The organism is Microbispora sitophila, from assembly GCF_014892245.1.
Taxonomy (GTDB): Bacteria; Actinomycetota; Actinomycetes; order Streptosporangiales; family Streptosporangiaceae; genus Microbispora; species Microbispora siamensis.
This window is the reverse complement of record NZ_JADBGC010000001.1, coordinates 196,472-217,892: the sequence shown is the minus strand read 5'-3', so window position 1 is coordinate 217,892 and position 21,421 is coordinate 196,472. Positions and strand designations below refer to the sequence as shown.

General features: G+C 72.0%; 20 protein-coding genes. 4 read left to right on the top strand and 16 right to left on the bottom strand.

Annotated elements, in window-relative coordinates; translation table 11 throughout:
• Positions 1-7: 7 nt before the first annotated feature.
• Positions 8-676 (bottom strand): helix-turn-helix domain-containing protein, encoded by a 669-nt coding sequence (locus IL992_RS48150; protein ID WP_193201390.1) that lies wholly within the window; start codon positions 674-676, stop codon positions 8-10.
• Between the two features lie 98 nt (positions 677-774).
• Between IL992_RS48150 and IL992_RS00955 the strand changes: the two genes are divergently transcribed.
• Positions 775-1,578 carry a DMT family transporter gene (locus IL992_RS00955; protein ID WP_319018243.1) on the top strand — a complete coding sequence of 268 codons (804 nt, stop codon included), beginning with the start codon at positions 775-777 and terminating at the stop codon, positions 1,576-1,578.
• Positions 1,579-1,663: 85 nt separating this feature from the next.
• On the opposite strand, the gene IL992_RS00950 is transcribed toward IL992_RS00955, so the two are convergent.
• Positions 1,664-2,257, bottom strand: a complete 594-nt coding sequence (locus tag IL992_RS00950; RefSeq protein ID WP_079312684.1) for a sigma-70 family RNA polymerase sigma factor — start codon at positions 2,255-2,257, stop codon at positions 1,664-1,666.
• A gap of 327 nt (positions 2,258-2,584) precedes the next feature.
• On the opposite strand from IL992_RS00950, the gene IL992_RS00945 reads away from it, so the two are divergent.
• Entirely contained in the window at positions 2,585-3,655 is a 1,071-nt protein-coding gene (locus tag IL992_RS00945; RefSeq protein WP_193201388.1) for a PLP-dependent cysteine synthase family protein, read from the top strand.
• 46 nt (positions 3,656-3,701) lie between these two features.
• Here the strand turns inward: IL992_RS00945 and ftsY are convergent, their stop codons facing one another.
• From ftsY to IL992_RS00885, 12 genes are all read right to left on the bottom strand, one after another.
• Positions 3,702-4,883 (bottom strand): signal recognition particle-docking protein FtsY, encoded by a 1,182-nt coding sequence (gene ftsY / locus IL992_RS00940; RefSeq protein WP_193201387.1) that lies wholly within the window; start codon positions 4,881-4,883, stop codon positions 3,702-3,704.
• Positions 4,884-5,211: 328 nt separating this feature from the next.
• Positions 5,212-8,940 (bottom strand): chromosome segregation SMC family protein, encoded by a 3,729-nt coding sequence (locus IL992_RS00935; protein WP_193201386.1) that lies wholly within the window; start codon positions 8,938-8,940, stop codon positions 5,212-5,214.
• 260 nt (positions 8,941-9,200) lie between these two features.
• On the bottom strand, positions 9,201-9,395 hold the full coding sequence (locus tag IL992_RS00930) for a hypothetical protein (protein ID WP_036331364.1): 195 nt from the start codon (positions 9,393-9,395) through the stop codon (positions 9,201-9,203).
• A 188-nt stretch (positions 9,396-9,583) separates the two neighbouring features.
• Positions 9,584-9,853 (bottom strand): acylphosphatase, encoded by a 270-nt coding sequence (locus IL992_RS00925; protein WP_179154936.1) that lies wholly within the window; start codon positions 9,851-9,853, stop codon positions 9,584-9,586.
• Between the two features lie 46 nt (positions 9,854-9,899).
• Complete coding sequence (gene mutM, locus IL992_RS00920) at positions 9,900-10,781, bottom strand: bifunctional DNA-formamidopyrimidine glycosylase/DNA-(apurinic or apyrimidinic site) lyase (protein WP_193201385.1); 882 nt, start codon at positions 10,779-10,781, stop codon at positions 9,900-9,902.
• Between the two features lie 16 nt (positions 10,782-10,797).
• Complete coding sequence (gene rnc / locus IL992_RS00915; RefSeq protein ID WP_193201384.1) at positions 10,798-11,547, bottom strand: ribonuclease III; 750 nt, start codon at positions 11,545-11,547, stop codon at positions 10,798-10,800.
• A gap of 246 nt (positions 11,548-11,793) precedes the next feature.
• A complete protein-coding gene (gene rpmF, locus IL992_RS00910; RefSeq protein ID WP_030506036.1) occupies positions 11,794-11,973 on the bottom strand; it encodes a 50S ribosomal protein L32 in 180 nt (59 codons plus the stop codon).
• Between the two features lies 1 nt (position 11,974).
• On the bottom strand, positions 11,975-12,529 hold the full coding sequence (locus IL992_RS00905; RefSeq protein ID WP_193201383.1) for a YceD family protein: 555 nt from the start codon (positions 12,527-12,529) through the stop codon (positions 11,975-11,977).
• A gap of 70 nt (positions 12,530-12,599) precedes the next feature.
• Positions 12,600-13,076: a pantetheine-phosphate adenylyltransferase gene (gene coaD / locus IL992_RS00900; RefSeq protein WP_142562236.1), complete on the bottom strand. Its 477-nt coding sequence runs from the start codon at positions 13,074-13,076 to the stop codon at positions 12,600-12,602.
• 17 nt (positions 13,077-13,093) lie between these two features.
• Complete coding sequence (rsmD, locus tag IL992_RS00895) at positions 13,094-13,663, bottom strand: 16S rRNA (guanine(966)-N(2))-methyltransferase RsmD (RefSeq protein WP_193201382.1); 570 nt, start codon at positions 13,661-13,663, stop codon at positions 13,094-13,096.
• A gap of 437 nt (positions 13,664-14,100) precedes the next feature.
• Positions 14,101-16,263 carry an ATP-dependent DNA helicase RecG gene (gene recG / locus IL992_RS00890; RefSeq protein WP_319018241.1) on the bottom strand — a complete coding sequence of 721 codons (2,163 nt, stop codon included), beginning with the start codon at positions 16,261-16,263 and terminating at the stop codon, positions 14,101-14,103.
• 36 nt (positions 16,264-16,299) lie between these two features.
• Positions 16,300-17,874, bottom strand: a complete 1,575-nt coding sequence (locus IL992_RS00885; protein ID WP_193201381.1) for a DAK2 domain-containing protein — start codon at positions 17,872-17,874, stop codon at positions 16,300-16,302.
• A 205-nt stretch (positions 17,875-18,079) separates the two neighbouring features.
• Between IL992_RS00885 and rpmB the strand changes: the two genes are divergently transcribed.
• Positions 18,080-18,265 (top strand): 50S ribosomal protein L28, encoded by a 186-nt coding sequence (gene rpmB, locus IL992_RS00880; protein WP_079312702.1) that lies wholly within the window; start codon positions 18,080-18,082, stop codon positions 18,263-18,265.
• A gap of 120 nt (positions 18,266-18,385) precedes the next feature.
• Complete coding sequence (locus IL992_RS00875; RefSeq protein WP_193201380.1) at positions 18,386-19,216, top strand: NAD(P)H-binding protein; 831 nt, start codon at positions 18,386-18,388, stop codon at positions 19,214-19,216.
• A 4-nt stretch (positions 19,217-19,220) separates the two neighbouring features.
• Here the strand turns inward: IL992_RS00875 and thiD are convergent, their stop codons facing one another.
• Positions 19,221-20,018 carry a bifunctional hydroxymethylpyrimidine kinase/phosphomethylpyrimidine kinase gene (gene thiD, locus IL992_RS00870; RefSeq protein WP_193201379.1) on the bottom strand — a complete coding sequence of 266 codons (798 nt, stop codon included), beginning with the start codon at positions 20,016-20,018 and terminating at the stop codon, positions 19,221-19,223.
• Positions 20,019-20,112: 94 nt separating this feature from the next.
• Positions 20,113-21,321, bottom strand: coding sequence for a hypothetical protein (locus IL992_RS00865; protein ID WP_226872044.1), 1,209 nt, complete (start codon positions 21,319-21,321; stop codon positions 20,113-20,115).
• Positions 21,322-21,421: the final 100 nt, after the last annotated feature.

Here is a 21,421-nt window from a genome sequence, read left to right as displayed (position 1 = left end):
TTACTGGTCAGTCATGTGCGGGTTCTCCGACACCAGGAGGCTCAAGGAGATCGGGCGTCACTGTCATATCGGGCGGCACTGTCATATCGGGCGGCACCCTCGCATCCGGTGGCGCGGGGGGCTCGGTGACCACCATCACGAACCGCAGCGGTTCGTCGTGCTCGTTGGCGTACCGGTGCGACCGGTCGGCGCTGAACACGACGGCGTCACCGGGCCCCACGACGTGGCTCCTGCCGTACACGGTCAGCGTGAGCCGTCCTTCCAGGACGGTGAGCATCTCGCGGGTGCCGGCGGGGTGCGCGTCGCCGTCGTGGTGCTCTCCCGGCCCGAGCCGCCAGTCCCACAACTCCAGGATCGCGGGCGCGTCCGTCCCCACGAGCAGGCGGGCCGACCCTCCCCCCGCATGCCGGAACGTCACCACCTCGGACGCGTGCACGACCCGTACGACCGGGGTGTCGGCGACCTCCACCAGCCGCGCGAGGGTCACGCCCAGTGCGTCGGCGATCCGGGTGAGCGTGTTGACGCTCGGGTTGGTGCGGCCCTGCTCGATCTGGATGAGCATGCCGCGGCTCACGTTCGACCTGGCCGCGAGTTCGTCGAGAGTCATCCCCCGGTGGGCTCGCTGGCCCCGTACGTTCGCGGCGATGGCCGCGGTGATCGTCGCAGGATCAGCCACGAGTACAGCCTAGTGATCTCCTACTACAATCCATTGCACTCTCGATGCAATCTCTTGGGGGATCTGTGACGGCGGTGGCCCTCGCTACGGCATGCGCGGTGATCTTCGGCACGGCCGACTTCTTCGGGGGGCTCGCCACCAGGCGGTCGAAGGTGCTGGCCGTCGTCGTGCTCTCCCAGCTCGGCGGCCTGCTGCTGGTCGCCGCCCTGCTCCCGGTGCTGCCGGGTCACGTGAGCACGGCCGCGCTGGCCTGGGGGATGGCCTCCGGGGTCGCCGGCGCCTTCGGCATCGTGCTGTTCTACCGCGGCCTGGCCACTGGGATGATGTCCGTGATCGCCCCGACCACGGCGACGACCGCGATGGCCGTCCCCGTGGTGTTCGGCCTCCTCACCGGCGACCGGCCGTCCGCCCTGGCTCTCGTGGGCGTCGTGCTCGGCCTGTTCGCAGTCCTGCTGGTCAGCCGCGAGCCGAACGGCGGGGCGAGCGGCCCGAAGGCGGGGCCGATCCTCGCCGCCCTGGTGTCGGGAGCGGGTTTCGGCGGGTTCTTCGTGCTGCTCAAGCTGGCCCCGGCCGACTCGGGCACGTGGCCACTGCTGGGGGCGAGGATCGCGTCGATCACGCTGGTCGCGCTGCTGGCCCTCGCGACGCGCAGGAGCCTGCGCCCGGTGCCCGGCAGCCTCACGGTGACGATCGCGGCCGGGGTGCTCGACATGGCCGCCAACGTGCTCTATCTCTTCGCCGCGCAGCGGGGGATGCTCACCTTGGTGGCCGTCCTGGTGTCGCTCTATCCGGCGAGCACGCTGCTGCTCGCGCGTTACGTCCTGGGCGAGCGGCTGAGCCCGGTGCAGATCACCGGCGTCGGGTTCGCGCTCGGCGCGATCGCCCTCATCGCCGCCGCCTGAACCGCGTCCCCAAGCGCATCCCGACCAGGGGCCCGGGGGCGCGGGACCACGTCCCGGCGCTCCTCACGGGCCCGTCAGGCACGGGTCAGGCGGCGCACACCTGCTCGGGGACGCGTACGACGCCCTCCTCGCGGGCGTAGTCCTCCAGCATCCCCCGGAGCTGGCGGCGGCCCCGGTGGAGCCTGGACATGACGGTGCCGATCGGGGTGCCCATCCGGTCGGCGATCTCCTTGTACGCGAAGCCCTCGACGTCGGCCAGGTAGACGGCCACCCGGAAGTCCTCCGGCAGGGCCCGCAGCGCGTTCATCACAACACTGTCCGGGATCTGGTCGAGCGCCTCGGTCTCGGCCGAGCGCAGCCCGGTCGACATGTGCGACTCGGCCGCGGCCAGCTGCCAGTCCTCGATCTCCTCGGCGGCCGACAGCTTGGGCGAGCGCTGCTTCTTCCGGTAGTCGTTGATGAAGTTGTTGGTGAGAATGCGGTGCAGCCACGCCTTGAGGTTCGTGCCCTCGCGGAACTGGTGGTACGACGTGAACGCCTTCGCGACGGTCTCCTGGACCAGGTCCTCGGCGTCGGCGGGGTTGCGCGTCAGACGCATGGCGGACGCGTAGAGCTGGCTCGTCACCGGCACGACCTCACGCTCGAACCATGCCTGCCGCTGCTCGTCGGTCGAGATCATCTCTTCCCCCTACGGAACTTCTCCCCCGTTACCCGTCCGGCCGGAACACATGCGAGGTCACTCGTTCATCGTTGTGCCAAGGACATCGTGCCGATTGGGGCCTAAGCACGGTGTTAATGTCGTCCGGCCTGGTCAGCGCCATCGCCGCAGAGACCAGGCCCGCGCGGCCAGGTCACGCGCAAGCCGAACAAGTCTCATTAGCGTAACACTGGAGCCTCAATCCGGAGTAAAATGTGGCAGATTTCACTGAGCGCCGGCAAGCGCAGGCCGTCGAAGCGGTGAGCCGCTCTTTGGTGTTCATGCCGAGGAGCGTGCCAGAGTGGCGCCATGAACCACCTGGATCGGCACGATCCGGTCACGAGGGCATGGGTGGCCGACGCCATCCAGGCCGTCGAGGCCGACGCCAACCGAAGCTGTGACACTCACCTGCATGTGTTCCCGCTCCCCTCGCACTGGGGTGTCGACCTCTATCTGAAAGACGAGTCGGTGCACCCGACCGGTTCACTCAAGCATCGGCTCGCCCGGTCCCTCTTCCTGTACGGCCTGGCCAACGGCTGGATCGGGCCCACCACCACGATCATCGAGGCGTCCAGCGGTTCCACCGCCGTGAGCGAGGCGTACTTCGCCCGGCTGCTCGGCCTGCCGTTCATCGCGGTGATCCCGGCGAGCACCTCGCCGGAGAAGCGGGAGATCATCGAGTTCTACGGCGGGAAGTGCCACCTGGTGGACGACCCGAGAGCGATCTACGACGAGTCGCACCGGCTCGCCGCCGAGACCGGCGGGCACTACATGGACCAGTTCACCTACGCCGAGCGGGCGACGGACTGGCGGGGCAACAACAACATCGCCGAGAGCATCTTCCAGCAGATGGCCCTCGAACGGCACCCGGAGCCCGCCTGGATCGTCGTCGGCGCGGGCACCGGCGGCACCTCGGCCACGATCGGCCGCTACATCCGCTATCGCCGCCACCAGACCCGGCTGTGCGTCGCCGATCCCGAGGGCTCGGCGTTCTATCCGTCCTGGATCTCCGGCGAGGAGCACGGCGGCGCCGGCTCGCGAATCGAGGGCATCGGCCGGCCGCGGGTCGAGCCGTCCTTCCTGCCGACGGTCATCGACCGGATGACCCAGGTGCCGGACGCTCTGTCGATCGCGGCCATGCACTGGGTCAGGGAGGTCACCCGCCGGGAGGTCGGCGGCTCGACCGGCACCAACATCGCGGCGGCGGTCCAGATCATCCGCGAAATGCGGGAGCGGGGTGAGCGCGGCAGCGTGGTCACGCTGATCTGCGACGGCGCCGAGCGCTACCGCGACACCTACGGCGACCCGCGCTGGCTGTCGGAGCAGGGCATCGACATCGGCCCTCACCTCGAAGAGCTGCGCGCCTTCCTCCGGAGCTGACGATCGGCGGGCCGGGGAATCCCGGCCCGCCGCCGTCTCCTGTCCGTCAGTCGCCGAGCAGGGCGTCGACGAAGACGTCGGGGTCGAACGGCGCGAGGTCGTCCGGACCCTCGCCGAGGCCCACCAGCTTCACGGGCACGCCCAGCTCACGCTGCACAGAGATCACGATGCCGCCCTTGGCCGTGCCGTCCAGCTTGGTCAGCGCGATGCCGGTGACGTTGACCACCTCGGCGAAGACCTGTGCCTGGCGCATGCCGTTCTGCCCGGTGGTCGCGTCGAGGACGAGGAGCACCTCATCCACCGCCGCCTTCTTCTCGATGACCCGCTTGACCTTGCCCAGCTCGTCCATGAGGCCGGTCTTGGTGTGCAGCCGTCCCGCGGTGTCGATGATGACGGTGTCCGCCTTGTCCTCGATGCCCTTGGCCACGGCGTCGAACGCCACGGAGGCCGGATCGCCGCCCTCCGGGCCGCGCACCACGCCCGCGCCGACGCGGTCACCCCACGTCTGGAGCTGGTCGGTGGCCGCCGCGCGGAAGGTGTCGGCGGCGCCGAGCACGACCTTCCTGCCGTCGCCGACCAGGACACGGGCGAGCTTGCCCGAGGTCGTGGTCTTGCCGGTGCCGTTGACACCGACGACGAGGACGACGGCCGGCCGCTCCCCGTGCGGCTTGGTGTGCAGGGTGCGGTCCAGGTCCGGCGCGACCTGCGCGAGCAGTTCCTCGCGCAGCAGCTTGCGCACCTCCTCGGGGGTGCGGGTGCCGAGCACCTTCACCTTCGTCCGCAGTTCCTCCACCATCGCACGGGTGGGGGCCACGCCGACGTCGGCCGTGATCAGAGTCTCCTCGATCTCGTCCCAGACCTCGTCGTCGAGCCGGTCCCGCGACAGCAGTTCGAGCAGGCCCCGGCCGAGGACGTTCTGCGAACGGGCGAGCCTGCCGCGCAGCCGCACCATCCGGCCGGCCGAGGGCGGCGGGACCTCGATCTCGGGAGCCTTGATCAGCTCTTCGATCGGAGGGGCGGGCGGCGGCAGTGTGGTCGTCGTGCCGCCGTCCTCTTCCCCCAGCCCCGTCTTCGCGGGCTCCTCCACAACGGGAGCCTTCGGCTCGGGCGGGGCCGGCGGCGCGGGCGGCAGGTCCTTCGCCTTCGGCCGGAACAACAGCCACAGGCCACCCACCGCCAATATGGCGACGATGGCCACGATCACGATGATGCCGAGGTAACCGTCCACACCATGCAGTTTCCCAGATGGCCCGCATTACTCCAGCCAGGGCATAGCTCAAGCGAGCGATCCGGAGGGGCGCGCCGCCGGTCTGGCACTGAGGAGCACGCGGGAGCAGCGAGGGGCGCGGCCGTGGTCTGGACTGAGGAGCGCGCGGGAGCGGAGCGACCAAGCGCGACGAGGGAAGACACGGCCTGACAGCGCCCCGAGCAGCCGAGCGCAGCGAGGCAAAGCAAGCACAGCGACCAAGCGCGACGAGGGCGATGTATCTGGCGCGCCTCCGGCACGGCCAAGGCGGGTGTGAGCGCCCCGATGGTGAGCGGGAAACGCGGTCTTCCTAGACCTTCTCGCGGAGGCGCTGGCTGACGACCTGGGTGACGCCGTCGCCGCGCATCGACACGCCGTACAGTGCGTCGGCGATCTCCATCGTGCGCTTCTGGTGCGTGATCACGATGAGCTGTGAGGTCTGTCTCAGTTCCTCGAACAGGGTGAGCAGCCGCTGGGTGTTGGTGTCGTCGAGTGCCGCCTCGACCTCGTCCATCACGTAGAACGGCGACGGGCGCGCCTTGAAGATCGAGATGAGGAACGCGACCGCCGTCAGCGACCGCTCGCCGCCGGACAGCAGCGACAGGCGCTTGACCTTCTTGCCGGGCGGCCTGGCCTCGACCTCGACACCGGTCGTCAGCATGTCCTCGGGATCGGTCAGCAGCAGGCGGCCCTCCCCGCCGGGGAAGACCCGCTGGAAGATCCCCTGGAACTCGCGCGCCACGTCCTCGTACGCCGCCGCGAAGACCTGCTCGACTCGGTCGTCGACCTCCTTGACCACGAGCAGCAGGTCGCGCCGGGTCTTCTTGAGGTCTTCGAGCTGCGAGGTGAGGAAGGCGTGCCGCTCCTCGAGCGCGGCGAACTCCTCAAGCGCCAACGGGTTGACCTTGCCCAGCTGGGTCATCTGCCGCTCGGCCGTCCTGGCCCGCTTCTCCTGCTCCTCCCGGACATACGGCACCGGTGGGTCGCCGGGCACCGGCACGCTCGGCCCGTATTCGGCGATCAGCGGTTCGAGCTCGATGCCGTACTCCTCCAGGGCACGCTGCTCCATCTGCTCCAGGCGCAGCCGCCGCTCGGTCCTGGCCATCTCGCTGCCGTGGACCCGGTTGACCAGGGCGTCCAGCTCGGAGCTGAGCTCCCGTACGCGCAGGCGCACCTGCTTGAGCTCGGCGTCGATCTGCCCGCGCGCCCGCTCGGCCTCGTCGCGTTCCTCGGCGGCGCGCGCGAGCGAGCCCTCCAGGGTGCTCAGGGCGGCACGGGCGCCGTCGGCCACCGCCGCCGCGATCTCCGCCTGCCTGCGGCGGCGTTCCCGGTCGGCCGCGGCCCGGGCGCGGTCCTGCCGCTCGCGCTGCGCCGCGCGCAGCAGGGCGTCGGCCCGTCCCGCGATGCCCCGCACCCGCTCCTCCGCCGTACGGACGGTCAGCCGGGCCTCCATCTCGGCCTGCCGGGTGACGCCGCAGGCGGCGGCCAGCTCGTCGCGGGTGTCGGTGGTCGGCTCCGCCTCCAGCTCGGCGGCGTACTCCGCCTCGGCGAGCTGCTCCTCCAGCTCCACCACCGCGGCCTGGGCCTGCTCGCGCGCCTCCTGGGCGTCCACGACGGACCGGCTCAGCCGGGCCGCCTCGTCCTGGGCTGCCTTGACGGCGGCCTCCAGCCGGGCGAGCTGCTTGGCCGCCGCCGCGGCCCGCTGGTCGGCCTCCCGCTGCCTGCCGCGCAGGCGGTCGAGCCCGGCCTGCGCCGCGTTCAGCCCGTTCTGCGCGGCGTTGACACCGCTCTGGGCGGCGCTCACGCCGCTCTGCGCCTCCGCGACCCGCGCCTGCGCCGCCTCCAGCGCGAGCTGGCACTCCCGCTCGGCGGCCACGGCCTCGGCCAGCGCCTCCGCGTGCCGCTCGGCCCCGGCTCTTGCGGTGGCGAGATCGGCGGCGGCCTCGTCCAGGGCCGTGCGCATCTGCAGCAGCGAGGAGCCGCCGCCCGAGCCGCCGTGCGCGGCGTGGACGCCGAGCAGGTCGCCGGACGTCGTGACGGCCCGCAGCTCCGGGTGGGCGTCCACGACCTTGCGCGCGGTGAGCAGGTCGGGCACCACGACCACGTCGGACAGCAGCGCGTCCACGGCAGGGCGCAGCTCGTCCGGCACGGTCACCAGGTCGGCGGCCCATTCCGCGCCCGCGACGGGCACCTCCGGCCGCGCAGCGCCACTCTGTCCACCGCCGCTCTGCCGGTCGCCCGCGATCAGGAGAGCGGCGCGACCGGCCTCGGCCTCGCGCAGGTGCTCGACGGCCGCGACGGCGGCGGTGAGCGAGGCGACGGCAACCCCGTCCACGGCCAGCACGGCCGCGACGGCCGCCTCCGCCCCCGGACGTACGGCGAGCAGCGTGGCGATCGGGCCGAGCAGGCCGGGCAGCCCGGCGCCGAGCAGCGCGGCGGCGCCGTCCGCTCCCCCGGCCAGGCTCATCTCCAGGGCCTCGCACCGCGCCTGGAGAGCGGCGACCGCGCGCTGTGACTCCTGGTCGGCGGCCCGGGCCGTGCTCACGGCGGCCTTGGCGGAGGACAGCGCGTCCCTGGGCGCGGCCAGGTCGGCCCGCGCCCGCTCCACGACGGCCTCGGCCTGCTCGGCCACGGCCCTGGCCTCCTCCACCGCGGCGCGGGCGAGTTCCACGCCTTCCTGCGCGGCCTCCAGCTCGGCCACGAGCTCGGGGTCGGCCGGCGGCTCGTCGAGCGCCTGCACGTCGAGCTCGTCCTGGGCCTGCTCCGCGCGCCGGGTGGCGTCCTCGACGGCCTTGGTGAGCCTGCCGATCTCGTCTCCGGCGGCTCTGGCCCGGCTCCTGGCCGACTCGACCTGGCCGCGGAGGCGGGCGAGGGCCTCGCGGCGGTCGGCCGCGGCGCGGGAGGCGGCGGTCAGGCGCCGCTCCTCTGCGGCCAGCGCCTCCTCGGCCTCGGCGCGGACCTCGACGGCGGCCGAGAGCCGCTCGCGCGCCTCGTCCAGCTCCTCCGCCAGCACCTGCTCCTGCTCCCGCACCTCGGCGGCCTCACGCTCCAGGTCCTCCGGGTCGCGCCCGCGCCGCTCGATGGACGCGGCGTCCGCGGCGTGCCGCCGCCGTTCGGCCGCGAGGCTCTCCACGCCGCGCAGCCGCTCCCGCAGGGCCGAAAGGCGGTAGAAGGTCTCCTGGGCGGCCTTGAGGCGCGGCTGGGCCTCGTTTTCCGCCGCCTCCAGCTCGGCCTCCCGGCGCTGGCCCTCGGCCAGCGCCGCCTCCACCTGAGCACGCCGCGCCTGTACGGCCGCCTCGTCGGCCTCCTCCCGCTGCAGCGTGTCGCGGAGGGTGATCACGTCGTCGGCGAGCAGGCGCAGCCGCGCGTCACGGAGATCGGCCTGGATGACGGCCGCCTTGCGGGCGATCTCGGCCTGCCGGCCCAATGGTTTGAGCTGGCGGCGCAGCTCGGCCACGAGGTCCTGGACGCGGGTCAGGTTGGCCTGCATCGCGTCGAGCTTGCGGAGCGCCTTCTCCTTGCGCTTGCGGTGCTTGAGTACGCCCGCGGCCTCCTCGATGAACGCCCGGCGCTCCTCGGGCCCCGCGTGCAGCACCTGGTCGAGCTGGCCTTGCCCGACGATGACGTGCATCTCCCGGCCGATGCCGGAGTCGGACAGCAGTTCCTGGATGTCGAGCAGGCGGCAGGTGTCGCCGTTGATGGCGTACTCGCTCTGGCCGGACCGGAACATCAGCCGGCTGATCGTCACCTCGGTGTAGTCGATCGGGAGCGCGCCGTCGGTGTTGTCGATCGTCAGGGTGACCTCGGCACGGCCGAGGGGCGGGCGGCTGGAGGTGCCCGCGAAGATGACGTCCTCCATCTTGCCGCCGCGCAGCGACTTGGCGCTGTGCTCGCCCATCACCCACGCGAGGGCGTCCACGACGTTGGACTTGCCGGAGCCGTTGGGGCCCACCACGGCGGTGATTCCCGGCTCGAAGCGGAGGGTGGTGGCCGAGGCGAAGGACTTGAAGCCGCGTAAGGTGAGCGTCTTCAGGTACACGTCCGCCCCCCCTCGGTGCCGCCTGGCGTTTGGGGGGAAAGACTACAGCTCCGAGGGCCGGGTATGCGGGGATAGGCACCGGCACCGCTCGGGGAATGAATACGGGGTAACGACAAGCCGGGCGGTTCACCCATCCCGCCCACGGCTCGTTATTAATGATCAGTTAGCCGTCGAATCAATTGCCGGGGAACGACGGCGGAAATGGCAAGGGACGCCTTTGCGGGGCGTCCCTACAATCCTTTCCCGTTTCCTGCCGGACCTCAGGTGAGAGCCGGCTCGCGATCCTGCAGCCGGACCAGGGCCTCGTCACGAGTTTGCGCCGCGAGCGCGTCGTTCTGGGCCTGGAGCCGGGTGAGTTCTGCCTCGAGGTCGCGGATGCGCTGCTGGAGACGGCGCATTTCCGAGATCATCCGAGGGTCAGGACCGCCGACGTGGCCGAGTAGAGCCTTCGCCATAGTAAAGGGTCCTCCACGCTGAGTGACCAGACTGGTTCGCGCACTTCATGCCGCGGGAGGGGTGCGCGTGGTTCCTCTCAAGAGTCGCACCGGCAATGGAGACGGTCAAGTTGAACGCTCCGCACAGGCGTGCCGGTGGGCACTCTCGCTAGATAAATATACCGGATTTGAGGGGTTTGAGGGAAGCCCTACCTCTCGACAAACCCGGCGATACCTCTCTTCGCATCGCTCCAGCGCTCGACCACCCCCTCAACGTGGCCGGGCGTGTCTCCGGTGCGTAACAACGACAGGAGCCTCTCGCACGACTCCCTCGGGCCTTCGGCGACGACCTCGACCCTCCCGTCGGCCAGGTTCGAGGCCCACCCGACGAGCCCGAGCTCCAGTGCGCGGGCACGGGTCCACCAGCGGAACCCCACACCCTGCACCCGTCCCCGGACCCATGCCGTCAACCGAACCACGCCTACAAGTATCCAGATCGACTTCAGCCGCGACAGACGGGGGTACCTACGGACGGGCGTTCCTCGGGCGGGGCTGGCACTTCGGGCAGCTGTAGGAGGACCGGTTCATGAACGCCTCGCGCCGGATAGGCGTCCCGCAGCGGCGGCACGGCTCGTCCCGCCTGCCGTAGACGGCGAGCGAGCGGTCAAAGTAGCCGCTCTCGCCGTTCACGTTCACATAGAGGCTGTCGAAGGAGGTGCCGCCCTGCCCCAGCGCCTCGCTCATGACCGCGCGGACCTCCGCCAGCAGTTCGACGATCTTCGGCCGGGTCAGCGTCTCCGTCGGGCGCGCCCAGTGCAGGCGCGCGCGCCACAACGCCTCGTCCGCGTAGATGTTGCCGACCCCACTGATCAGCGACTGGTCGAGCAGCGCCCGCTTGATCCCCGTACGGCGCAGCCGCAGCCGTACGGCGAACTCCGCGTCATCGAAGGCGTCCTCCAGCGGGTCGGCGGCGATGTGCGCGATCGGCTCGGGCACCGGCCGCCCCCGCCCTGCGGTCATGGGCGCCACCAGGAGGTGCCCGAAGGTGCGCTGGTCGACGAAGCGTAACTCCAGGCCGCCGTCGGTGAAGCCCATGCGCACGCGCAGGTGCTTCTCGATGGGCGACAACGGGTCCACGACGAGAAGCTGGCCGCTCATGCCGAGGTGGGCGATCAGCGCCTCACCGGGCTCCTCCTCGCCGGAGGCGCCGTCCCGCAGGGGCAGCCACAGGTATTTGCCGCGCCGCTCGGCCGACGCCAGCGTGCGGCCCTTGAGCTGGGCGGGCAGGTCGCCGACGTTGCGGCGGACCGCCCTGGGGTGCAGGACCTCGGCCGCGGCCACCGTCCGGCCGGCGACCCAGCTCTCCAGGCCCCTGCGGACGACCTCGACCTCGGGCAGTTCGGGCATGCGCCGTCTCCCGGGCTCAGGCGCGTACGGGGCCGGCGCCCTCGCGGGCGTCGCGCAGCGCGCGGATCGCGGTCCAGGCCGCCTCGGCCGCCTGCTGCTCGGCCTCCTTCTTGCTGCGCCCGGACCCCTTGCCGTACTCCTTGCCGCCCACACGCACGATCGCGGAGAACGACTTGGCGTGGTCGGGCCCGCTCTCGTCCACGTGGTATTCCGGCACGCCGAGCATCTCGGCGGCGGTGAGCTCCTGCAGGGACGTCTTCCAGTCGAGCCCCGCACCGAGCGACGCCGACCGCGTGATGAGCGGGTCGAACAGCAGGTGGACGACGCGGAACGCCTCGTCGAGGCCCTTGTCGACGTACACGGTGCCGATCAGGGCCTCGAGCGTGTCGGCCAGGATGGACGACTTGTCCCGGCCGCCCGTGCCCTCCTCGCCGCGGCCGAGCCGCAGGTATTTGCCGAGGTCGAGCGTCCTGGCGACGTCCGCGAGCGCCCGCATGTTGACCACTGCGGCGCGCAGCTTGGCGAGCTGGCCCTCCGGCAGGTCCGGGTGGTTGCGGAACAGCGTGTCCGTCACCACGAGACCCAGCACCGAGTCGCCCAGGAACTCCAGGCGCTCGTTCGTCGGCAGCCCGCCGTTCTCGTACGCGTAAGAGCGGTGCGTCAGCGCGCGCTCCAGGATGCCGGTGCTGAGCCGGACATCCAGAATCTGGGACAGCTCGTCTCTGGCGACCTCGACGGGCACGGGCTTTACTGACGGCGCGGCCATGAAATCCTCCCAACTCCTAGGTGCAGGCAGGGCCGTGCACGGGAGGCAGGTGGACCGGCCGAAGGCCCGAAGGCGTGGTGGACGCCGGTCCGCCGGGAGCCGAGGGCCCCGGCGTCCACCACGGCCGCGGGCGTGCATGTCGGTGCGTACCGTCCAACCGCCACCGCACGTTCCTGTGAAGCACGGTAACGCCGACCGGCTCGTTTTGACGATCCGGCCGGCGTCCCGACGTCCCTTACCGCGCGATCAGGCCGACGGCTCGACGACCTGACGGCGGTTGTAGGTGCCGCAGGTCGGGCACGCAACGTGCGGGCGCTTGGGCGAGCGGCACTGCGGGCAGCTCACGAGTGCGACCGCCGCCGCCTTCCACTGGGACCTGCGGGCGCGGGTGTTGCTCCGCGACATCTTCCGCTTGGGGACGGCCACGTCAACCCTCCTGATCGTCTTCCTGTTCCACAACCAAACCCTGCAGCGCCGCCCAGCGGGCGTCGATCGCTTCGTGCCGGTGGTCAGGGCCGGCCTCCGCCAGCCTGATCCCGCACTCCGCACAGAGACCGGGGCAGTCCTCACCGCAGACCGGGCTCAGCGGCAGTGCGAGCACCACCGCGTCACGGAATACCGGCTCGAGATCGAGCAGTTCGCCGTCGAGGAGCAGATCGTCCTCTCCGGCGTCCTCCGCCGAGTAGAAGTAGAGCTCCTGGAAGTCGACCTCGATCTCCGAGGTCAACGGGTCCAGGCAGCGCGAGCACTCCCCCGTCAGGGGAGCCTGCGCCGTGCCCGTGACGAGCACGCCCTCCATCACCGCCTCGAGCCGGATGTCCAGCTCGACGTCGGCGTCCTTGGGAACGCCGATCATTCCGACCGCGAGGTCCGCCGGTGCCGGGAGGACCGGGCTGAGCGTGCGCATCGATCCCGGTCGGCGCCCCAGGTCGTGGGTGGAGATCACCCAGGGGGCTCGGGGATCGAGGCTGTGCAGACTCATCCTGCTCTCGTTAGGCATGGCGAATCACCGCCGTCGTGCAAGGCTGAAAGGCAAGAATACCAGCCCCGGTTCAGCCTCTGAGCCGCTCCACGAGCAGCTGGTGAACGAGGTCGGGAACCAGGCCGGATACGTCCCCGCCGTACCGGGCGATCTCCTTGAGCCTGCTGGACGACAGGAAGGAGTACTCCGGGTTGGTGGACATGAACAGCGTCTCGACGCCCGACATCCGGTAGTTGAGCTGGGCCATCTGCAACTCGTAGTCGAAGTCGCTGACCGCCCGCAGGCCCTTCACGATGGCCGGGATGCCCTGCTGCCTGCAGAAGTCGACCAGTAGGCCGTGGAACTTCTCGACGCGGACGTTGCCGTACTCCTTCGTCACCGCCTGGAGCATCTCGATGCGCTCGTCGACGGTGAACAGGCTGTGCTTCTCGATGTTGATGAGCACGGCCACGACGACCTCGTCATATAGCCGTGACGTCCGGCCGATGATGTCCAGATGTCCGTTGGTCACGGGATCGAACGACCCCGGGCAGACGACACGACGCAAGGCGCACCCCCATAGATTCACGGGTTCCCGGCTGCGCGACCGTACCAAACGGCCGCTTCGCCGTATCGACGGACCCTGTCTTCCGTGAAGCCCGCGGGCCACACCAGGTCCTTACCCCTCGACTCCCGCTCGACGGCCACGAGCGCGCCCTCCGCGAGCCAGCCGTTGTCGCGCAGCGCCTCCAGCACCCGGGAGACCGCCTCGTCCGAGACGGCGTAGGGCGGATCGGCGAAGACGAAGTCGTACGGCTCCTCGCACGGCCGGCCCACCACCCGTTCGACCTTGTCGGCCCGCAGGGACGCCCCCGGCAGCCCGAGCGACGTGATGTTCTCCCTGATCGTGCGTACGGCCCTGGCGTCCGACTCGACCAGCAGCGCGTGGGCGGCCCCCCTGCTCAGCGCCTCGAGCCCCACGGCGCCCGACCCGGCGTACAGGTCGAGGACCCGGATCCCGTCCAGCGGGCCGAGCGCGGAGCCTACGGTGGCGAACAGGCCCTCCCGGGTGCGGTCGCTCGTCGGCCTGGTCGATCTTCCCGGCGGGACGGCCAGCCTGCGTCCCCCCGCCGTCCCTGCGATCACCCGCGTCACGCCTTCATTGTCCCGCCCGCGACGGCCTTCCCGGCACGGCGGGCGGAGGGGCCGGGAAGATCGCTCAGGTCAAGAGTGGGCAAGCGGCGGCGACGAATGAGTAAGAGCCGTATCGCGGGCTCCGTCACATGCGCATCATGAGTTCTGCGGCCTTCACGGTGACCCAGGGGAAGGCCGGCCGGCGTGGTCGTGAGCCCTTCCGCACGTCGGCGCCCTCGGCACCTGACCCGAGGGCGGGCCCGGCCGGGGACGGCATTCGGGGGGAGGCCGTCCCAAGGCTGGGCCCTGGGTCGTTAAACGGGCGTCGTGTTCACACGGCGCCCGTTTCACTTTCCGGCCCCCTTTCACTTGCCTGCCCCCGTCGCATGCCGCAGCGCCCCCGCCCGCCGGCCACCTCCCCCGCCCGCACCCGCGGCGCGCGGCGGCGGGGATGGCGGTCACGCCTTTTCGAGGAACTCGGCGCGTTCGTCGGTGACCATGGTGTCGATCTCGGCGCGCAGGGCCGGGTGAGCCGTCAGCTCGGAATCGGCGGACAGCAGGGCGGTCGCCTCGGCCCGGGCGGCCTCGATCACGTCCTCGTCGCGCAGGAGCTGCAGCAGCTTGAGCGAGGACCTGCGCCCCGACTGGGCGGCGCCGAGCACGTCGCCCTCCCGGCGCTGCTCCAGGTCGACACGGGACAGCTCGAAGCCGTCGAGGGTCGCCGCCACCGCGTCGAGCCTGCGGCGCGCCTGGGTGCCCTCCGGGGCCTCGCTCACGAGCAGGCACAGCCCGGGCAGGCCGCCCCGGCCCACCCGGCCGCGCAACTGGTGGAGTTGCGAGACGCCGAAGCGGTCGGCGTCCATGATGACCATCACCGACGAGTTGGGGACGTCGACGCCGACCTCGATGACGGTGGTCGCGACCAGGACGTCGATCTCGCCCCGGGTGAAGGCGCGCATCGCCGCGTCCTTGTCCTCGGGCGCGAGCTTGCCGTGCAGCGCCTCGATCCGCAGGCCGGCCAGCGGCCCCTCCCCGAGCATGCGCGCGACGTCGAGCACCGCCAGGGGCGGCCTGCGCTCGTCGTCGTCCTTCGCCAGGTCACCCTCGTCGCCCTCCTGGTCGCCGATGCGCGGGCACACCACGTACGCCTGGCGGCCCAGGCCGACCTCCTCGCGTACCCGCTGCCAGGCGCGGTCGAGGAAGTGGGGCTTCTCCGCGGCGGGCACCACGTGGGTGGTGATCGGGGCCCGGCCCGACGGGAGCTGGGACAGCGTGGAGACCTCCAGGTCGCCGAACACGGTCATCGCGACCGTGCGCGGGATCGGCGTCGCCGTCATGACCAGCACGTGGGGGCGTCCGCCGCCGCCCTTCTCACGCAGCGCGTCGCGCTGCTCGACGCCGAACCTGTGCTGCTCGTCCACCACGACCAGCCCGAGATCGGCGAACTGGACGTGCTCCTGCAGCACGGCGTGGGTGCCGATCACGATGCCGGCCGCGCCGGAGGCCGCGTCGAGCAGCGCGCCGCGCCGCGCGGCGGCCCCCATCGAGCCGGTGAGCAGCGCGACCGCGGTCCCGCCGAACATCCCGCCGGCCGCGAGGTCCCCCAGCATGTTCACGATCGACCGGTGGTGCTGCTGGGCGAGGACCTCGGTGGGGGCGAGCAGCACGGCCTGCCCGCCGGAGTCGACCACCTGGAGCATCGCGCGCAGCGCGACCACGGTCTTGCCGGCGCCGACCTCGCCCTGAAGGAGCCGGTGCATGGGATGTTCACGGGCGAGGTCGGCGGCGATCTCCTCGCCGACCTGCCGCTGCCCCTCGGTGAGCTGGAACGGCAGCCGCTTGTCGAACTCGCGCAGCAGCCCGTCGTCGCGCCCCGGGCGGGCCCTGGCGAGCCAGGCGGACGCGGCCATGCGCCGCCGCACCAGGACGGCCTGCAGGACGAACGCCTCGTCGAACTTCAGCCGGTCGTGCGACCGGGCGACGTCCGCCTGGCTGCGGGGCCGGTGGACGCGCCGCAGCGCCTCCTCGATCGGCAGCAGCCCCAGCCGCTCCCGTATCTCGGCGGGCACCGGGTCGTCCAGGCTGAGCACGTCGAGCACCGTGCGCACGGCCCGGCGGATCTTCCAGCTCGGCAGCCCCTGCGCGGACGGGTAGATCGGCACCAGCGCGGAGGCGAACTCCTCGGCCGTCTCCTCCGTCTCGTCGAACGACTCGTACTCGGGATGGGTGAGCGAGACGCGCCTGGTCCTCCCGCCGACGAAGACGCCGACCTTGCCGGAGAACATCGCCTCGGTGCCGGGGGTGAGCCGCTGCTCGGCGACGTAGGCGCCCTTGCCGAAGAAGGCCAGGTGCAGCTTCTCCTTGCCGTCGGTCACCTCGATGTCGAGCCAGGTGCCCTGCCGGTTCTTCATCGGCCTGCGCACGGCGGACGACACCTTGGCGACCACGGTGACGTGCTCGTCGTGCTCCAGTGACGCGATGGGCGTCAGCTCCCCCCGCTGCGCGTATCGCCGCGGATAGTGGCGCAGCAGTTCACCGACCGTGCTGATGCCCAGCGCGCTCTCCAGCGGGGCGGCCGACCTGCCGACCACCTTCTTGAGCGGCTCGTCGAAGCTCGTCACGACACCAATTCCTACCCGTGCAGGCCGACAATCCGGCTACTCGACGCCGATCAGGAGGGGATAGCCGCCCTGCCCGCCCTCGTACACGACGATCTCCAGGTCCGGGCGGACCCGCTCCAGATGGTCGCGTACGGCGTCGAGCAGCGCCTCGGGCGCGCCCGCGCCGATGACGAGCGTGACCATCTCGCTGCCGCCGGAGACCAGGCGCCGGACGACCTCGACCGCGGTCGCCGCCAGGTCCGCGCCGATCAGCGCGACCTCGCCGTCCACCACCCCGAGCACGTCGCCGGGGCGGCAGATCCCGGCGCTGGTCATCGCCTCGCGGTCGGCCACCCACACGTGCCCGTGGCGGGTGTGCCCGGCGGCGTCGGTCATCGCCACGATGTCGTCGTCGAAGCGGCGCAGCGGGTCGTGCACGGCCAGCGCGGCCAGGCCCTGCACCGACGCCCGGGTGGGCAGGACGCTGACCGTCACGCCCTCCTCCCTGGCGATCTCCGCGGCGGCCACGGCGACGTCGTACACGGCCGCGTCGTTGGGCAGCACCGCGACCTCGGTGCCGGCCTCGCGCACGGCCCGCAGCAGGGCCGCCGCCGCCGGGGCCGAGCCCGGCTCGCGCCGCACGACCACCGCTCCCGCCTCCCGGAACAGCGCCGCCAGGCCGTCACCGGCGGCGACCGCGACGACGCCCCTGGCCGGGCCCGGCTCGTGCGGCCGTCCCCCGAGGTAGGTCACCTTGATCCGATGCGGGCGCCCGGCCCGCAGCCCGGCCTCGATCGCCGCGCCCGCGTCGTCCACGTGGACGTGGACGTTCCACAGGCCCTCCCCGCCGACGATCACCAGGCTGTCCCCCAGCGCGTCGAGCTCGCCCCGCAGCCGGTCCACCTCGTGCGCGCCCGCGTCCAGGAGGTACATGACCTCGTAACCGGGGCCGCCCGCGTCCTGCCGTCCGAGCTCCTCCGGCGCGATCCGCGCGGCCGGGGCGGGCACCTCGTGCCGCTCGCTGTACGCCTCGGTCACCACCTCGGCCAGGCTCTCCAGCATGATCACCAGCCCGGCCGCGCCCGCGTCCACCACGCCGTTGCGGGACAACACGTCGAGCTGACCCGTCGTACGGCGCAGCGCCCGCCGCGCCTCCTCCGCCGCCCGGCGGGCCACCTCGGGCAGGTCGTCGGGCGCGTCGCGTACGGCATGCGCCGCGTCCGACAGCACGCTCAGCACCGTGCCCTCCACCGGCCGGACCACCGCCGCCCTGGCCATCGCGGCCGCCCTCGTCAGACCGTCGCGCAGGTCGGCGCCGCCTCCCGGCGCGCGCCCGAGCACCTCGCCCATGCCCCTGACGGCCTGGCTGACGATCACCCCGGAATTGCCCCGCGCGCCGAGCAGGGCCCCGCGCGTCAGGGCCTCCCACGTGGCGTCCGCGTCCGCGTCGCCGGGCAGCGCGTCCACCGCCTCGGCCGCCGACAGGATCGTGAGGTGCAGGTTCGTGCCGGTGTCGCCGTCGGGCACGGGGAACACGTTAAGCGCGTCGATCTCCGCCCTGGCCCGGCCGAGGGCCGCCGCGCAGTGGCGCGACCAGCGGCGGACCGCGGGGGGATCGAGCACCTTGAGCATCGGCCGACCTTCCTTCCGCGCGCTCCAGCCCCTCGATGCGCTACCGTTGGCGGGTACGAGACTATCCCCGTTCGCCGGAGTCCCGTTTGGCGTGCACCGGTGAACATCGGATATCCTCGTGTGGCCAGCCGGTTGTCCCGGCATTGCTCGGACGAGCCGCTGCACCGGCGCCGGGCCGATCGACTGATTCAAAGGAGCGATTACCGTGGCTTCCGTCTGCGACGTCTGCGCCAAGAAGCCGATCTTCGGCAACAACATCTCCCACTCGCACCGCCGCACCCGCCGCCGCTGGAACCCCAACATCCAGACCGTGCGCGCGGTGGTCAACGGGACGCCGAAGCGGATGAACGTCTGCACCTCCTGCATCAAGGCGGGCAAGGTCTCGCGCTGACCGACTGACTCCCTCGAGAGCCCGCCACCGGACCGGTGGCGGGCTTTCGTGCTCCTGTGACCGGCGACGGCACGGACATCGCACCGGAATATCCCTGTCGCGGTGCGGTTGATCACGGTCATGACCCATATTCTCGTGACGGGCGCGACCGGCAATGTCGGCCGGGAAGTCGTCACTCAGCTCGTATCCGCCGGTGTCCCGGTGCGCGCGTTCGTACGCGATGCCCTGACGACCCGCATGCCCGAAGGCGTGGAGATCGCGGCAGGAGACCTGTCCGAGCCGGAAACCCTGGAGAGGGCGCTGAACGGGATCACCACGGTGTTCCTGGTCTGGCCGTTCCTCACGTCCGAGGGCGCGCCGGCCGTCCTCGCCACGATCGCGGGCTCCGCCCGCCGCCTCGTGTACCTGTCGTCGTCGGGCGTGGAACGGCAGACCGATCCGATCAACCGGCTCCACGCCGACATGGAGAGCCTCATCGAGGCGTCGGGGCTGGAGTGGACCGTCCTGCGGGCCGACACGATCGCCTCCAACGCCCTGGGGTGGGCCGGGCAGATCCGGCAGGACGGTGTCGTACGCGGCCCCGACATCGCCCCCACGGCGGTGGTCCACCAGGCCGACGTCGCGGCCGTGGCGGCGCGCGTGCTGACCGGCCACGGGCACGTGGGCGCCACGCACGTGCTGACCGGACCACAGGTGGTGAGCAGGGCCGACCAGGTCCGCATGATCGGAGAGGCGATCGGCCGTCCGCTGCGCTTCGAGAAGGTCCCCGTGGAGACGGCACGGGAGCGGATGCTCGCGGACGGCAGGCCGCCCGCCCTGGTCGAGGCACTGCTGGCGAGCACGCGACGGCCCCGCTCCGACCTGATCACCTCGACGGTGGAGGAGATCACCGGAAGGCCCGCGCGGACGTTCCGGGAATGGGCCGCCGACCACGCCGGCGACTTCCGCTGACGACTCAGGTGTCCGTCCGCATCCGCCAGCCGTGGTCCACGGGGCCGATGCCCACGCCCAGCGGGAAGCCGTGCGCGATGGCGCCCGTGACATACTCCTTGGCCCGCCGTACGGCGCCGGGCACGTCCTCCCCGAGAGCGAGGTACGACGCGATCGCGGAGGCGAGCGTGCAGCCGGTGCCGTGGGTGTGCCGGTTGTCGTGCCGCTCGGCGGTGAAGCGGTGCTCGCTCGACCCGTCGGTGAGCAGGTCCACCGGCTCGCCAGGGAGGTGACCGCCCTTGATCAGCGCCCACTTCGGGCCGAGGGCAAGCACGGCCTCGGCGGCGCGGGGCATGTCGCCGGTGTCCTCCACCTTGACGCCCGTGAGCTGCTCGACCTCCCACAGGTTGGGGGTGACCACGGTCGCGGTCGGCAGCAGCACGCTCTTGACGGTCTCCACGGCCTCCGGCGCGAGCAGGCTGTCGCCGTGCTTGGAGACGCCGACCGGGTCCACCACGACGGGCGCGGTCACGCCCGCGAGCACCTCCGCGACGGTCTCCACCAGCACGGACGACGCCAGCATGCCCGTCTTGATCGCCTGGGCTCCGATGTCGCCGAGGACCGAGTCGAGCTGTGCCCGCACCGCCTCGGGGGGCAGTTCCCAGTAGCCCTGCACGCCCAGTGAGTTCTGCGCCGTCACGGCCGCGATGACGCTCATGCCGTGCACGCCCAGAGCCAGCATGGTCTTCAGGTCGGCCTGGATGCCGGCGCCGCCGCCGGAGTCCGAGCCCGCGATGGTCAGGACACGTGGTGGGGTGGTCATGCGCCCATCCAACCAAAACGCCGGCCGCTCCCCCGGGAACGCCCCCATCCCCCAGGGGGCGTCCCGGCCGGGCGGGCCTCACGATCAGGGCGGGTCAGTCGCGGTGGCGGGACGGGCCGGGGCCGGCCACCTCGCATCGCCCCTCGGAGAGCACGCAGTCGGCGGGTGCGGCGGACGCGCCGTCGGCGTGGACGGTCAGCGTCAGCGTGCCGCCCTCGCTCAGCGCGGTCTGCGAGCTCAGGGTCAGGGTGTCACCCTGCTGCCTCCAGTCCGCCCCCTCGACCGCCGTCACCTGCCCGCCGACGGCCAGCCGGATGGTCCAGGCGGGCAGGGCCGGTCCCTCGTTGCGTACGGTGAGCCGGGCCGCGTACCCGCTCCCGTCCCGTTCTGTGACCGTGAACCGCACCCGCACCGCCGGGCCGCCGGCGGCGAGAGCGGATTTCGTCCGCGCCGTGTCCGTGCCGGTGCCGGTCGAGCCGGTCGTGCCGGCGTCGGCCGCGTCCGTGCCCGAAGCGCCTCCTGTGTTCCCTGTGTTCCCGGTGTTGCCGGTGTCGTCGAGCGTGGTATCGCCGGGCGTCACGCCGTTGTCGGGCACGATCTCCGCAGGGTCGTCCGGGGCGGCCGTGTCGGTGGCGGGAGCATCGCCCACCCGTGGAGAGGCGTGGGCCGACGCACGCGGAGCGGCGGTGGACGGCGTGCGCGTACGGGCGGACGCGTGGTCGCGGTCCTTGCCCTTCGAGGTCGCCGTGGAAACCGGTGTGGCCTCAGGAGCCGCCGACCCGCCCTGCCCGGTGTCGTCGTCCTGCCCGGAACCGGTCGTGCCGGAGTCCTCCTGGCCTGACTGGTCCTGGCCGCTCTGGCCCGGGTTACCGGTCGGATCACCAGGCGCCGACGTCTCACCGAGGGCCTGGCCGGAGCCGAGCGCCCCGTACGGCCCGCCCGCGGCGGCGCAGTTCTCGGACGTCGGGCAAGCCGTCGTCGGCTGCTCCATGCTCAGGGAGGTCCGCCCGGCGATCAGCCGTGCGCCGCCGGCCGTGACGCCCACGGCCAGCAGCACGGACAGCCCCGACACGAGCGCGAGCCGCCGCGTACGCCTCGGCTGCTTTGCGCGGCCGTCCCGGCCCCGCCCGGAGGAGCCGCGGCCCCCGGAGCCCCCGGACGTCATCAGATGCTCGGACGGCTCCGAACGCCGGGACGATTCCGAACGCTCGGACGATGCCAGGCTCTCGGACTCCAGCCTCTCGGGCGACAGCGCGGCGAACATCCGGGTCGTCGCCTCCGAGGGCGGCACGGGCCACGGCACAGCCGCACCGGTCGTCACATGCCCGCCGATCGTCACATCGCCACCGGTCGTCTCCGGAGGCGGCGCCGGCCAGGGCGCGTCCCCGCCGCTCTGCCGCGGC